General features: G+C 66.7%; 14 protein-coding genes. 13 read left to right on the top strand and 1 reads right to left on the bottom strand.

The features are described 5' to 3' along the window. Window positions 1–21: 21 nt before the first annotated feature. The 11 genes from ABN034_RS21085 (at window position 22) to ABN034_RS21035 (ending at window position 9,385) form a co-directional block, all read left to right on the top strand. The gene (locus tag ABN034_RS21085) at window positions 22–1,113 is read left to right on the top strand and encodes an ABC transporter permease (protein WP_349692715.1); all 1,092 of its coding nucleotides are present in this window, start codon (window positions 22–24) and stop codon (window positions 1,111–1,113) included. Window positions 1,114–1,249: 136 nt separating this feature from the next. After that, entirely contained in the window at window positions 1,250–1,741 is a 492-nt protein-coding gene (locus ABN034_RS21080; protein WP_349692714.1) for a pyridoxamine 5'-phosphate oxidase family protein, read from the top strand. A 208-nt stretch (window positions 1,742–1,949) separates the two neighbouring features. Beyond that, window positions 1,950–2,906, top strand: coding sequence for a ribose-phosphate diphosphokinase (locus tag ABN034_RS21075; RefSeq protein WP_349692713.1), 957 nt, complete (start codon window positions 1,950–1,952; stop codon window positions 2,904–2,906). 4 nt (window positions 2,907–2,910) lie between these two features. Beyond that, window positions 2,911–3,594 (top strand): Type 1 glutamine amidotransferase-like domain-containing protein, encoded by a 684-nt coding sequence (locus tag ABN034_RS21070; protein ID WP_349692712.1) that lies wholly within the window; start codon window positions 2,911–2,913, stop codon window positions 3,592–3,594. Between the two features lie 320 nt (window positions 3,595–3,914). Then, entirely contained in the window at window positions 3,915–4,763 is an 849-nt protein-coding gene (locus ABN034_RS21065) for a sulfotransferase family protein (protein ID WP_349692711.1), read from the top strand. 63 nt (window positions 4,764–4,826) lie between these two features. Further along, complete coding sequence (locus ABN034_RS21060; protein ID WP_349692710.1) at window positions 4,827–5,009, top strand: hypothetical protein; 183 nt, start codon at window positions 4,827–4,829, stop codon at window positions 5,007–5,009. Window positions 5,010–5,146: 137 nt separating this feature from the next. Further along, a complete protein-coding gene (locus tag ABN034_RS21055) occupies window positions 5,147–6,010 on the top strand; it encodes an AAC(3) family N-acetyltransferase (protein WP_349692709.1) in 864 nt (287 codons plus the stop codon). A gap of 56 nt (window positions 6,011–6,066) precedes the next feature. Continuing rightward, entirely contained in the window at window positions 6,067–6,714 is a 648-nt protein-coding gene (locus tag ABN034_RS21050) for a class I SAM-dependent methyltransferase (protein ID WP_349692708.1), read from the top strand. Window positions 6,715–6,838: 124 nt separating this feature from the next. Then, on the top strand, window positions 6,839–7,771 hold the full coding sequence (locus ABN034_RS21045; protein WP_349692707.1) for a nucleoside hydrolase: 933 nt from the start codon (window positions 6,839–6,841) through the stop codon (window positions 7,769–7,771). Window positions 7,772–7,840: 69 nt separating this feature from the next. Further along, window positions 7,841–8,659, top strand: a complete 819-nt coding sequence (locus ABN034_RS21040) for a phosphotransferase family protein (protein WP_349692706.1) — start codon at window positions 7,841–7,843, stop codon at window positions 8,657–8,659. Window positions 8,660–8,824: 165 nt separating this feature from the next. After that, window positions 8,825–9,385, top strand: coding sequence for a GrpB family protein (locus tag ABN034_RS21035; RefSeq protein WP_349692705.1), 561 nt, complete (start codon window positions 8,825–8,827; stop codon window positions 9,383–9,385). A 39-nt stretch (window positions 9,386–9,424) separates the two neighbouring features. Here ABN034_RS21035 and ABN034_RS21030 read toward each other — a convergent pair whose 3' ends face one another. Then, a complete protein-coding gene (locus ABN034_RS21030) occupies window positions 9,425–11,386 on the bottom strand; it encodes an ABC transporter substrate-binding protein (RefSeq protein ID WP_349692704.1) in 1,962 nt (653 codons plus the stop codon). A gap of 359 nt (window positions 11,387–11,745) precedes the next feature. On the opposite strand from ABN034_RS21030, the gene ABN034_RS21025 reads away from it, so the two are divergent. Continuing rightward, window positions 11,746–12,897 (top strand): sialidase family protein, encoded by a 1,152-nt coding sequence (locus tag ABN034_RS21025; RefSeq protein ID WP_349692703.1) that lies wholly within the window; start codon window positions 11,746–11,748, stop codon window positions 12,895–12,897. Window positions 12,898–13,018: 121 nt separating this feature from the next. Continuing rightward, complete coding sequence (locus tag ABN034_RS21020) at window positions 13,019–13,834, top strand: class I SAM-dependent methyltransferase (RefSeq protein ID WP_349692702.1); 816 nt, start codon at window positions 13,019–13,021, stop codon at window positions 13,832–13,834. Window positions 13,835–13,907 lie beyond the last annotated feature (73 nt).

The following is a 13,907-nucleotide window of genomic DNA, read 5'->3' as shown; positions in this document are numbered from 1 at the left end:
GGTCACAGGAGGGACACCGTCATGGCCACCAGCTCGACCGCAGAACTCGCGGCCGCGAAGCCGCCACACTCCGGCGGCAAGCTCCACAGCGCCGCGAAACTGCTCGGCGTCGCACTGCTCGTCCCCCTTGCGGTCGCCGGGATGCTCAGCCTGTTCGCCTGGCCGTCGGCCAACCTCGAACCTCGCGACCTTCCCCTCGGAGTCGCCGGCCCGGCCCAGGCCACAGACGCACTCAGCACGAAGCTGGAGCAGGCGAGCGATGGTGGATTCGAGATCCATCGGTACGCAGACGAGGCGGCCGCGCGGTCGGCGATCGAGGACCGCGAGGTCTACGGCGCCATCGTCACCGCACCGGACGGGATCACCCTGCTCACGGCGTCGGCAGCCAGCCCGCTGGTCGCACAACTGCTCACCCAGGCCGTCACGACACCCGACGGCCCGCTGGCCGGCGCCGGCGCCGGCGCCCAGACTGGTGCCGACACCCAGACCGGTGCCGACACCCAGGCCGGAGGGAACGCGCCGGCGCCACCCAAGGTCGTCGACGTCGTTCCCACCACCCGTGACGATCCGCGCGGCACCGTGCTGAGCGTTGCCGTCCTGCCGCTCGTGTTCGCCGGTCTTGCCACGGGCATCGCGACGTTCGTGGCATCGCGCCCTGGCTTGGCGCAGGCGACCGGGCTGCTCGTCACGTCGGCACTCGCCGGCGTCGCAGCCGTGTGGGTCGCGCAGGAATGGCTCGGCGCACTCGGCGGCGACTGGTGGGTCAACGCGGGAGCCATAGGCCTGACCGTGCTGGCGATCTCGGCCACGGTGGCCGGGCTCGGAGCGGCGATCGGGCCCGCCGGACTCGGACTCGCGGCCGTCCTGATGATGTTCGTCGGCAACCCGTTTTCCGGGGTGGCGAGCGCGCCGGAGCTGCTGCCGTCCTGGGTCGGCGTCACCGGGCAGTTCCTCCCACCTGGCGCGGGCGGATCGCTGCTGCGGAGCACCGCGTTCTTCGACTCCGCAGCCGTCACTCAGCCCGGATTCGTCCTCGTCGGCTGGGTTGTCCTGGGCCTCGCCTGTGGCCTCATCGGCGTACGACGGCACCGCATCGCGCGCACCACCACCTGACTGGCTCTCGGGCGGCGACCTGACTGGCTCTCGGGCGGCGACGCCGCCCGGGAGCCCCCTGGTGTTAACGCTGTGTTTCCGTCCCGACACTCCCAGGGGTTCCGGGATCTCCTACCAAACCGGAATACTCGGGCGCGTGAGAACTCCTGAGGCCGCACCACCGAGGATGTTCGGGTCCGTCGTCCCCTCCGACCTGCTGCCCTGGGGGTGGGCCGAAGAGCGGCTCACCACCGCACTCAACTACTGGGTCGCCACCGCTTCTGCCACTGGACGCCCGCACGTCCGACCCGTGTGGGGTGTCTGGCTCGACGATAGCTTCGTGTTCGCGTCCGGGTCACCGGTCGCGGCGGCGAACCTCGCCGGCAACACCGAGGCCACCGTCCATCTCGAGAGCAGCCAGGACGTCGTCATCGTCGAAGGCGCCGGCGAGCGGGTCGTGGACAGCGATGAGCTCCAGCGGTACGTCGACGCAAACAACCACAAATACGACTACAACGCCTTTGTCGCGGGCGAAAGTGTGGCCGCACCCGGAATCGCGCCAGGTCCGGCGTACCGCGTCCGGCCCCGAGTCGTTTACGGATGGGAGGCCGAACTCCACAACCCCACCCGGTGGAGTTGGTCGACCTAGATCGCGGCAGGGCCGTGCCCGGGGCGGCCGTGCGCGGTCCCAGTGGTGCACAGCGACTTCGCAGAACGGACGTAACGAAGGAGTCGTCGCGTACGAAGGGTCGTACGAAGCGCTCCTCCCGGGGGATTGCGGGCAGTCCGGTCGATACGCTGGTGTCGGTCGTAGGACGTCGAGAACCCCGACAGGAACGGCTCACCTCATGCGGCAGATGCGCGACATCGGCGTCTTCACCGGAAGTGCCCACCCTGAGCTGGCTCGCGAGATCTGCACGGACCTGGGTGTCGATCTCTCGCCCATGCAGATCCAGCGTTTCAGCAACGACTGTCTGCAGGTGCAGCTGCAGGCCAACTGCCGGCAGCGCGACATCTATCTCGTCCAGCCGATCGTCCCGCCCGTGCAGGAGCACCTGATGGAGCTGCTCCTCATGCTCGACGCGGCCCGCGGTGCCTCGGCGGCGAACATCACCGCGGTCATCCCGCACTATGCCTATGCCCGGTCGGACAAGAAGGACATGCCGCGGATCTCGATCGGTGGGCGGCTCGTCGCCGACCTGTTGGCCACCGCCGGCGCCAACCGCGTGCTCACCATGGCCCTCCACGCACCTCAGGTGCACGGGTTCTTCAGCATCCCGGTCGACCACCTCACCGCCGTCGCCGAGCTCGCGAAGCACTTCGCCGGCCGCGACCTGAGTGACACCGTGGTGGTGTCGCCGGACCTGGGCAACGCCAAGCCCGCCACCCAGTTCGCGCGGATCCTCAACCTCCCGGTCGCGGCCGGCAGCAAGCAACGCCTCGCCGATGACGAGGTACGCATCGACGCGATCGTGGGCGACGTCGACGACAAGAACGTCATCGTGCTCGACGACGAGATCGCCAACGCTGGCTCGATCCTCAAGCTCCTGGAACGCCTGCGCGAACGCCGGGTCCGCCGGATCTCCCTGGCGTGCACGCACGGACTCTTCACCGGCAAGGCCATCCAACGCCTGGCCAGCCAGGATGACATCGACGAGATCGTCATCACCAACACGGTTCCACTCAGTCCCGACAAGGTGCTGCCCACCATGCGGGTCCGTTCGGTCGCGACGCTGTTCGCCGAGGCGATCCGGCGGATCCATCTCGGCGAGTCCGTGAGCAGCCTCTTCGACGGTCCATCGGTGAGGGGGTAGCGCCATGCCCGGATGGGTCTTCCTCGGCGGCGGCGGGGGTGCCCGCGACTCGTATCCACTCGACCGGCAGTTCGCGAGGGCGATCGGCGGCGGTCCGGTGTCGTACTGGCCGGTGGCGCTCGACCCGTCCACCCACGACTACACCGACTGCCTGGAGTGGGTACGCAGCGTCTACGAACCGCTGGGGGTCGGTGACATCTCCCTGTGGACCGGCGACCGGCCGGTCTTCCCTGCCGACTACCGCGCGATCTACATCGGTGGTGGCAACACCTATCGCCTGCTGTCGATCATCCGCCGGTGGAAGCTGCTCGAGCAGCTCCGGGAGTTCGTGTTGGGCGGCGGGATGGTGTTCGGCGGCAGCGCTGGCGCTGCCCTGCTCGGCTCCGACATCACCACGATCGCGCACATCGACCGCAACGAGGTCGGGCTCACCGACACGCACGGTGCCGACCTGACCGCCGGCTACGGCGTCTTCGTCCACCATCGCGATGCCGACCTGCCGCGCGAGATCGTGTGGGCGGCGACCCACGGACGGTCCGCGATCGCCCTCACCGAACGTTCGAACGCCGTCGTGGCCGGCGCCACCGTCACGGCCATCGGGCCCGATCCGCTCCTGGTGGTGGACAAGGACGGCTACCGCAAGCTCGCACCCGGTGCGACGTCGTACGACGGCATGTCCGTGCCGTGAGTGCCCGCCGCTAGCCGAGGCCATGCGGGACCGACCAGTCCCGACAACCGACTGGTCGGGAAGGTGGCCTGGGTCGCGTCGGTTGGCGGGTTGGCGACCTCTGTGGGACGTTTGGCCCAGGCTCGCGGGACACCTTCGGGCGGATGCCAACCTTTCGTCATGCCCAATGCCGGGTACCTCGGTGGTGTGCGGGCACCGCTCGTGGACGTGATGACGCTCGGTGCCCGCTCAGCATCACGCGGGGAGTGACCGTTACCATTTCTTGACCAACAACGTCCGGATCTCTGCAGATTGGTGTCGATTCCGTGATCCCGGCTGACATGCGTACCCAGCTGAAGACACGCCTGGCCGACCACCCGACCCTCCTGAAGTCGGCACGACGAGCGCGGCGAGCCCTCCGGGGTCCTGCCCGCCGGCGCCAGGTACGACGGTCGAGGGCAGCCGACGCCAGACTGGTCCCGTCGCCGGTCTTCGTGATCTGCGGGGTCCGTTCCGGCTCGACCCTGTTGCGGGTGTTGCTCAACAGCCACCCGGCCATCTGTGCGCCACACGAGCTGCATCTGCGCTTCACCCGCGTGAGTTTCGACAAGCCGTACGCCGAGGTCGCGATGAAGGAGCTCCACCTCGATCGCGACGAGTTGGAGCACCTGCTGTGGGACCGCGTACTGCACCGCCAACTCGTCCGTAGCGGCAAGCGGATCCTGGTCGACAAGACGCCCGCCAACGCGACCCACCACGAACGGCTGCTCGCCTGCTGGCCGAAGGCCCGCTTCATCTTCCTGCTCCGCCATCCCGCGTCCGTGGTCGCATCCTTGATGGAGTCCAGGCCCGACCGGGAGCTCGCACCCACGATCCGCGAGGCCCTCACGTACCTGAACGGTGTCGAGGAGGCGCGGCAGGCTCATCCCGGCCTGGTCGTGCGCTACGAGGACCTCACCGCCGATCCGGCCACGGTGACGAAGCAGATCTGCGCCTACCTCGGAGTCCGCTGGGATTCCCACATGCTGGAGTACGGACGCAGCGAGCACGGCAAGTTCAGGGCCGGGATCGGTGACTGGAGCATCAAGATTCGTACCGGGTCGATCCAGCCCGGCCGTCCACTCCCCGAGGCGGACGAGGTGCACGAGGACCTGCGTCCGTTGGCCAAGGCGTGGGGCTACCTGCCCTGACCTGGCGCGCACGATCCGTCTCGCCCATCGACATGACGGCCGACGCGTGTCACCCTCCCTGCCATGGGGATCCTGCTGATTTTTGCTGGCATTGCCGTCTTGCTTGTCGTGCTGGGACTCGTCCAGCGGCGCCACAAGGAAAGACTCCCGTGGAGCGACCGTGCTGAACGACGGGACTTCAAAAACCGGCTCCCGAAGGGCGCCGAGCAAACCCTGCCTCCGAGTTCCATGGACTTCCCCGGCTGACAACGGCGTTCTATCTGCGCCGTCAGCCGAGAGTACGCGGGGACGAAATCGGGTTGGCAAGTGCATGCTTCGCCAAGCTGCCGTGCATGTTTCTGAGTGACGTGCTTCTCCGGCCAGGTCTGACGGGCTTACCTGCGATGGATGACTCTTCCCCTGTCACCCAGGACATGATTGCCGAGGGTCTACGGCAGCTGGGCCTCAGCAAGGCGTCCCGCGTACTGGTCCACGCGTCCTTGCGTTCGTTCGGGCGCGTCGACGGCGGCGCCGAGGCCGTTTGTCGCGCACTCGTCGATGTGTGCGGCACGGTCATGGTCTCGGCGGGCGCCTGGGACCTGACCGGTCTGCCCGCACCGCCGGGGCTTACCCGCCCGCACAACGCCTGCCATCAGGCCCAGACGTGGCAGGAGTTCGACGACGCGCTGGCGAAGGCGACCGTATATTCCAAGGATCTCCCGGTGGATTCCTGGCTCGGCACGATTGCCGAGACAATGCGGCAGAACTTCCCCCACGAACGCGGCGACCATCCGCTGTTCACCTACCTCGCGGTCGGCCCGGATGCGCGCCCCCTGGTCGACGCTGGACGCCTCGACTGGCCGCTCGGTCCGATAGAGGAACTGGGAGAGCTCGGCGGCGACGTCCTACTCCTCGGCGTCGGCCACACCTCCAGCACCACCATCCATCTGGCAGAACAGCGGTTGGGGCGTTCGCGGTTCTACCGGTACGCCAAGAAGGCGCCCGGTGTCTGGATGGAGCTGCCGAACATCCCTGGTGAAAGTCATCGCTTCGACGAGATCGAAGGCCTCCTTGCTCCGGTGACCACGGAGGTGAGCATCGGCCGCTGCCGCGCGCGACGGCTGTCCGTGTCGGATGTGCTGTCCACGACCGAGCGTCTCATCGCGGCGGATCCGCGTGCCCTGCTGTGCGAGGACCCCGAGTGTCGGTGTGGCGCCGCGTATCAACAGCGGCTCGCAATCCTGCGCGGAGGTGGCAGGCCTCTATGATGCGGAAGGTCCGCGCCTCTCCGCAGCACCATCGTCGTTCCGAGTGAGGTCTGCCCGTGAACCTGTCGCCCCCTGGAGCGAATTCTGCCTACGTCGACGTCATCAAAGGGCTCCGCATGTCCTACGATGGCGGTGCGGAGTCGCGTGACAGCGGCACCAAGAGTGGGTGGAAGGTGGCCGAACGCGCCAGCTTCCTCGGCCGACTTCGCGAGCAGAACTGCCGACGGCTCCTGGAGATCGGCGCTGGTACCGGTCAGGACAGCCTGTTCTTCGCAGAGAACGGGCTCGATGTCGTGGCGACCGACCTCTCGCCCGCGATGGTGGCGCGGTGCGTGGCGAAGGGCATCGACGCCCGCGTACGAGACTTTCTCGGGCTCGGTGAGGAGTTTCCGCCGGAGTCGTTCGACGCCATCTATGCGTTGAACTGTCTGCTGCACGTTCCGCGCGCTGACCTGTCGGCCGTGTTGGCTGTCATCCGATCCGTGCTCCGGCCGGGCGGCCTCTTCTTTCTCGGAGTCTATGGCGGCCAGTCCGAGGAAGGCCTCGCGCGCAGCGATCATCATGACCCACCGCGATTCTTCTGCTTCCGTACCGACGAGGAGCTTCAGCGGGAGGCCGCTCGTGAATTCGAGATCGTCGACTTCCACGCGGTGGCAATTCCTGACGGCCGGTTCCAGTCACTGACGCTTCGCCGGCCCGAATAGGGGATGGACGGGGTCCCATCAGGTTTCGTGAGTCCGTTGCCGTTCATTCGCGGCGGTCGCCGCGTCATGCGTCCGACGGGCCGGAGACCTGTCGCCGACGCCGTAGTCCGGGCACACTCATGGGGTGCGGATCCATCTCGACACCGATCTCGGCGGCGACCCGGACGACATCTGCGCGCTTGGGCTGCTTCTCGGGTGGCCCGACGTGGAGATCGTCGGTATCACGACCACGATCGATCCTGGGGGTCGCCGGGCTGGATATGCGGCGTACTGCCTCGATCTTGTCGGCCGCCGCGACATTCCCCTCGCCGCCGGCGCCGAACTGTCACTGACGACGCTACGGAGCGCCGACCCGATCGTGGACGACGAGAGGTACTGGCCACGTACAGCTGTGCCACTGCCCGCTCGGCCAGGCGAGGCGCTGGACCTGCTCCAGCAGAGTGTGGAGTTGGGCGCGACGATCGTCGGCATCGGGCCCTGCACGAATCTGGCGATGCTGGAGGTGAGTCGGCCGGGTCTTCTCGGCCGCGCGCCCGTGGTGGTCATGGGTGGCTGGGTTCATCCGCCCGACGACGGTCTTCCCGCGTGGGGACCGGACATGGACTGGAACGTTCAATGGGATGCGCGTGCCGCCGACATCGTCGCGCAGACGGCAGATCTCACCCTTGCGACGTTGCCGGGCACCATGAAGGGTCATCTGCGCACTGCCGATCTGCCCCGACTCCGCGCTGCCGGACCGTTCGGGGAACTCCTGGCACAGCAGGCCGAGGTCTATGGACGCGACAACGGATTGCGGGAACTCGGTCGCGCCCACTCCGGTCTTCCGGACGATCTCCTCAACTTCCACTGGGATCCCCTCACCTGTGCGGTGGCAGTGGGGTGGGAAGGAGTCGAGGTGACCGAGCATCGCCTGCAACCCGTCCTTGACAACCATGTGTTGCGATTCCACCCCACATCGGACGGGCGGGCCATCAAGGTACTCGACGACGTCGACGGTGACGCTTTCACTGACATCTGGCTCGCGGCTGTCGAGTCGATCAACCGACCGTCGACGTGAGTACTTGGCCGAACCGCCTTGCTGGACAGAGGTTTCGGGACTGGCTGGTTCGAGCCGAGGAGGACGGGCGTGCATGGCACCGGCTCCTCCACCCACGACGTCACCATTCGTGCAGACATCGTGATCAAGCGCTTCCGGTCGTGGAGTCGCGGCGAGCATCGGCGCGAATGGGCGGGCCTGACGTTGCTCGCCGCTCACCTGCCTGGGCTCGCGCCACGACCGATCAGGGCGGACCTGACCGGCGTTCCTCCCACCGTCGTGATGTCCCGACTTGCCGCAGAGCCCTTGCGTTCCTCGCCTCTCACGTCGGCACAGATCGACGCGCTTGCGGCTGCGGTCGGCCGACTTCACCGGGCGATTCCGGCGTACGAGCTGGCGAAACTGCCGCGACGGATCGGACATCCCGCCGCGCTTGTTGGGCAGGTAGCGCACTCGATCGCCTCCCCACCTCAGCTGGGGACCGACCCGTTGGTTCGCCAGGCGTACGACATGGGATCGGCGTGGATTCAACAACTGTCTGCCGATGTGGTGGAAGCCGATCCGCCGCCGGTCTTCGGCCTCGCGGACGGCAATCTCGCCAATTACCTCTGGGACGGTACGCAGGTCATGATGGTCGACTTCGAGGACTCCGGCCGAAGCGACCGGGCCTATGAGATCGCCGAACTGGTCGAGCACCTGTCCGCCTGGATCGGCGGTGCGATGGACGTGCCGGCACTGCTGACGGCATTCGATCTCACACCCGTCGAGCTGGCCAGACTGGGCGAGCTGCGTCGACTGTGCGCGTTCGTCTGGCTCCTCATGCTTCTGCCAGGGGGACCTGCCCATGCCCGTAATCCGATCGGCACGACGCGGCGGCAAGCCGAACGCCTACTCACCCTGCTCTCGTAACCACGGTTTGGCGACGTGCGCGCCGAACGAAACCGACGTAGCAGACCGCTACGTCACGCGGAACGCGAGGATGGCCGGTGCGCTTCGGTTGCTCGCTGCGATGACGGCATTCGGCTCCACTCGGCCACGTACACATCGGTTCGCACCTCAGCGATACTACAGTCCGTGGACTTCTTCGACGGATCAGGTCTTGGCCTCACCAGAGGTGTCGTCAGTGTGGTGCCAAGTAGTCCGCGATGGGCCGAGGTGTACAAGAAGGTTGCCGCGTACCTCCAAGCGGCCTTGGCCGAGGCGGACGTGGACATGGACGTGGACATCGAACACGTCGGCTCGACCTCGGTGCCAGGACTGGCGGCGAAACCCATCCTTGACATCGCGGTCGGCCTCCCGCGAAGCATCGACCCGACCGCACTCTCCGCCGCGTTGGAGAGGTTGGGCTTTCTCTACCGTGGTAGCGGTGACGCGGATGTCGTCGACCTGATGTTCGGGTGGGAGGACCAGCCGCGCCACCGGCTGGTGAACCTTCACGTTGTCACCGTCGACGGTCCGGTCTGGCGAGACTATGTGCGTTTTCGGGAAGGCCTCAGAGCCAACCCCGAAGCCAGAGATGCGTACGCCCGGCTGAAACAGGAGCTCGCCGTGAAGTATCCCGGTGACCGCCGGGCCTACATCGCTGGGAAGGACCGGTTCGTCGCGGAGATCCTGTCCAGGCGATCCGACACGTGAATTCGTACGGCCACGACGGACTCGACGCGCCCTGGATGGTTATGCCTGGATGAAGTACTGCTCCGCATGGGTCTGTCCGGGCGTCTGGATGGTGTAGGTGTCGATCATCTCGGCGGGCACATTGTGGAAGGTGCTCTTGACGATGCCGTATCCACTGGCTTCGAGTCCCACACCGATGACCTGGAACGCCTCCTTGGCGATCGCCAGGATCTCCTTGATCAGCGCGACCTGCTGGTCCTGGTCGGTCGTGGCGAGAATCTGGTCGTAGAGCTCCATCTGGCGTTTGTTCGGTTCCGGTGGCTCCTCGCCCAACTCCCCGCCGGTCGCATACCACTCTGCCCACCGGATGGCATAGCGCGATCCCGTGTTCTGCGGAAAGAAGTAGAACGGTTCGAGGATGGTGGCACGCGCGTTGAACGCCCCTTGGTCGCCCTGCCAGATCACGGCATCGTGTTCGTTGGCCTCCACCCGCTCGGTCCACAGTGCGCGGTTGCGCGACTGGGCTGTGACGGTGATGCCGACAGCCTTCCAGTACGTCGCGAGCAGCTGCGCCGTGTCGGCCCACTCGGGGCGGAGCTCGCCACTGAACTCGAGGGAGAAGGTGATCGGCTTACCGTCCGGGCCGAGTCGTCGACCGTTGGCGTCGCGGTCGGCATAGCCGGCCTCGTCGAGGTGCTGCTCGGCCAGGTCGACGTCGTAGTCGATGTACTGCTTGGCCATCTCCTCGTCGAAGAGCTCCGACTCCGGGCGCGGAGCGGTCTGCCACGGCTCTCCCTGCTTCTGGAACGCCGTATCGATGATCTCCTGCCGGTTGATCGCGTGTGAGAGACCGATCCGGAACGCCTTGTTCTGAAAGATCTTCCGCAACATCGGGTTCTTGTGCGTCAGGTTGAGCTGGATCAGCGTATGGTTCATCGATCCCGAACGCAGGTCGAAGAAGTCGTAGTCACCTCTCGCGCGCCCACGGGCAAGCACCGGCTTGTTCGTCAGGGTGTTGAAGTGCCGGCAATGCATGTCGAAGTCGCCGGCCACGGCTTTGGTGACCATGACCTGCACGTCGCTGATCACTTCGAAGACGACCCGGTCGATGTACGGAAGCTGCCGTCCGTCCGTGTCGACCTTCCAGTAGTACGGATTGCGCTCCGCGACAGCACGCGTGCCACCGTCGGCGGGGCGGCTGAACTTCCATGCCGAAAGGACCGGAAGGTCGACGTTGAGGAGCGGGTCCACCTTCGCGGTGTACAACGCCATCCAGTCCTCGAGACCGTCGGCCTCTGCCATCGCGGCCGCTTCGGGATGGTGATCGACGTGGAACTGCTTCACATAGTGCTGTGGATGCGCGATGAGGTAGCGGCCCAGAGCGGTGCACTGCCGCTGCAGGAAGAGTCCGTCTGGTTCTGCGAGGGTGATGCGTACGGTAAGGTCGTCGATCTTCTCGGCCTGCGCGGGCCAGGGTGCCACGGGCCACAGGTCGGTGTTGTTGAGGACGTCGTTCTGAGCGAAGACGATGTCGTCGGCCGTGAACGGCTCGCCGTTGGACCACTTGATCCCGGCGCGGAGTACGAAGGTGTATTCGGTGCCCTCGGCGTTGGCCTCGAAACGCTCAGCCAGGTTGGGAAGCATCTGCTTCCACTCGGCGTCCCAACGCAGGAGGTAGTCGTAACAGAGGATGCGGTTGGCCCACGACGAGTCGGCACTGCCCTGCAGCACCGTGTGCCACTCTCCGCCGTACTGTCCGGTCCGGTCGACGGGCTGAACGACGACGGGCTTCTCCGGCAGGCGTTTCTTCACGGCCGGAAGTGTGCCGTCCTTGACTTTCTTGGCCAGGTCTGGCGCTTCCATGCCCCGGGCGCCACGGCCTGCGCCGGACCGGTCGCTGCCCGGGTCGGTAGAGAGCAGGTCACACCCAGGCACGCCAACGGCGACGAGCGCCAGCGCCCCTCCCGCCTTGAGCAGGTCCTTGCGGGATACGCCGCGGCCTTTCTCATGCAGGGATGCCATCGCTTCGTCTCCTGACGGATTGCCGGAGGGGTTGCAGCAACCCTGCCGCTGACCGGTTTTAGGGTCAAGACCGAATATCACCACTCGCGGCCGAGAGTGGCCAGATCGAGGTACGACCGCCGAACGAGCGATGGGCGTAAGCGGCAGGTGGCCAGCTCTACCCCATGACGTTGACACCGCTACGTCGGCTCCCTAATTTGAGGCGGCTCACTGTTCGGATGTGCCGACGCCCGGATGGCGTGAGAGGTGGGGAGAACATGAGACTCGCTCTTGTTGCCGGTTGCCTTGCCGCAGCGTGCGTCGTCACTGGAGGCGTCGCGACAGCCGAGGTGCCAGCTAGGACGGCCGGTGGAGCCGGGATGACGGCCGGCGAGTCGACCGATGACGTCGACCGGGGTGGCCTTGCCAGCCGTACGGCAGAGTCGCCGAAACTGCTGACCGGCGAGGTGTCGCTCTATCCACGGGCGATTCGGCTCCAGCACAATGGCACAGCCAACGACCGCATCATGGCGAGTGTGGTGACGTTCACCGGACGCGGCGGCGAAGGTGCGATCCTGGAGAGCGTCGACGACGGCCGCAGCTTCCAGCAGGTCGGTGCGATTCCGGCGTCGGAGCAGGCCGGCACTCCGGGGCTTTGCTGCGCGAGCATCTTCGAACTCCCGCGACGGATCGGGGACCTGCCCGCCGGCACGCTGCTGTGGGCGGGCAGCGTGGGGGCCGATGCCGGCCCAGACCGACGGATGACGCAGCGGGTCTGGCGTAGCAGCGATCTCGGTCGGACCTGGACCTACCTGTCGAACTGTGCCGAATCCCCAAGCCCGCGTGGGATGTGGGAGCCGGAGTTCTCCGTCGATGCGGCCGGACGACTGGTCTGTCACTTCGCCGACGAGTCCGAAGGGGTCGAGGGCAGCCAGCAGCTGGCGAGAACTGTCTCCACCGACGGGGTGAACTGGGAACCCAAGCAGGTCACCGTGCAGAGCCGACCGGGGGCCTTCCGCCCTGGCATGCCCGTCGTCCGTCGGCTTCCCGACGGCACCTACCTCATGGTGTACGAAATCTGCGGTGTGCCGGGGCAGTACGACTGCGCGGTCTACTCCCGCACATCACCGGACGGTTCCGACTGGGGGGATCCCACTGACGCCGGAACGATGATCCTGGCCGCATCGGGCCGGTACTTCACGCACACACCCACGATCGCCGTGATTCCAAGGCCGCACGGCAGTGCACGCATCGTCCTGGTCGGCCAGCTCCTGCAGAACGCCGACGGCACGACGGCCGCTGGAAACGGTGCCACCCTCATGGTGAGCGAAGACGACGACAGGGGGCCATGGCGCGAGATCCCCGCACCCGTGGCGGTTCCTGAGGCGTACAACAACTACTGCCCGAACTACAGCTCGACGCTCGTCCCGTCGTTGGACGGCCGGCGAGTGCTCGAGATCGCCACCGACTACGCCGACGACGGAGTGTGCAAGGCGTACTTCGCGACTGGCCGCCTCGCCGCCGGCGGATAGCTCTCGGTTTGTCGGCGAGTCGACGGCGTGGTGGCGCGTAGGACCCGGGGCCCTGCCGGGGGAGTCGCTCGGCCTGGGCGGCGGCGAGGGCGGCGGCCTGAACCACCACCGAGGGAGACCTATGACGCTCGATCGCGCGCACCTGGCCGAGGTGTTGAGCGAAAGCTATTCCTACTACGAGGGCCCGCCTCCGGTGTGCCGGATCGATGCACGCCTCAATCCCCTCGCGGGCGACCTCATCGGCTCACAACTGCGACCGGACATGCGTGTCCTCGACATCGGATGCGGCGACGGCACCACGCTGGTCCGGCACAGCAACCGATTCCGCGAGGGTGTCGGCATCGACAATGATCGTTCGCACCTCGACCTGGCGAGCAAGGCGAAGGACTCCGCCGGCGTGACGAACGTCGAACTCCTGCATCTCGAGCTCGACGACCTCCCGAAACACCCGTGGCCGGAGCCCTTCGACCTGGTTTTCTCTGAACGTGGTCCGATCGGGTACCAGACCCGTGGCGTGCAGGCGGCACTTCGCGTGCTGCGTCCCGGTGGACTGATCTTCTCCGAGGTCATCGGCGACCTACATCACCAGGAGGTCCGCGAGGTCTTCGGCGACGCGGCACCCCTCAACCAGACCATCAGGACACTTGACCAGGTGAAGGTCGCGATGGAACGCAGTGGGGTCGGGATTCGCGTGGCCGCCGACATCGTGTCGAAGCGCTACTACCCCGATGTGTACGAATGGCTCAAGTTCCAGTGCGGCATCTGGGCCTGGACGGGCCAGCCACTGCCGTTGCCCGACGATCCGCGCCTCGAACTCTTCACCCGCCGCCACAGCGATGCGGCCGGTGGAATCGAGGTGACCCACCACGTGGTGTGGGTGGGCGGCGTCAAGCTCGAAGACCCGCCACGCTATGCCGAACACGAGCACTTTGCGTAGCGCATCCACCGAGCGCCTGACGCCTGGTGAGCACGGCGACCCATGCTGATCTCGGCGACGCGGCAGGTCCATT

Source organism: Actinopolymorpha sp. B11F2 (genome assembly GCF_040195635.1).
In the GTDB taxonomy this organism is placed as follows: domain Bacteria; phylum Actinomycetota; class Actinomycetes; order Propionibacteriales; family Actinopolymorphaceae; genus Thermasporomyces.
The sequence above is the reverse complement of the archived record's forward strand: the minus strand, read 5'-3'. Positions and strand labels throughout refer to the sequence as shown.

Bases quoted from the DNA above. Each gene is read 5' to 3' on its own strand.
- ABN034_RS21075 (WP_349692713.1), top strand. From the start codon at position 1,950: ATGCGCGACATCGGCGTCTTCACCGGAAGTGCCCACCCTGAGCTGGCT.
- ABN034_RS21055 (WP_349692709.1), top strand. From the start codon at position 5,147: ATGGATGACTCTTCCCCTGTCACCCAGGACATGATTGCCGAGGGTCTA.
- ABN034_RS21070 (WP_349692712.1), top strand. From the start codon at position 2,911: ATGCCCGGATGGGTCTTCCTCGGCGGCGGCGGGGGTGCCCGCGACTCG.
- ABN034_RS21060 (WP_349692710.1), top strand. From the start codon at position 4,827: ATGGGGATCCTGCTGATTTTTGCTGGCATTGCCGTCTTGCTTGTCGTG.
- ABN034_RS21065 (WP_349692711.1), top strand. From the start codon at position 3,915: ATGCGTACCCAGCTGAAGACACGCCTGGCCGACCACCCGACCCTCCTG.
- ABN034_RS21025 (WP_349692703.1), top strand. From the start codon at position 11,746: ATGACGGCCGGCGAGTCGACCGATGACGTCGACCGGGGTGGCCTTGCC.
- ABN034_RS21020 (WP_349692702.1), top strand. From the start codon at position 13,019: ATGACGCTCGATCGCGCGCACCTGGCCGAGGTGTTGAGCGAAAGCTAT.
- ABN034_RS21030 (WP_349692704.1), bottom strand. From the start codon at position 11,386: ATGGCATCCCTGCATGAGAAAGGCCGCGGCGTATCCCGCAAGGACCTG.
- ABN034_RS21085 (WP_349692715.1), top strand. From the start codon at position 22: ATGGCCACCAGCTCGACCGCAGAACTCGCGGCCGCGAAGCCGCCACAC.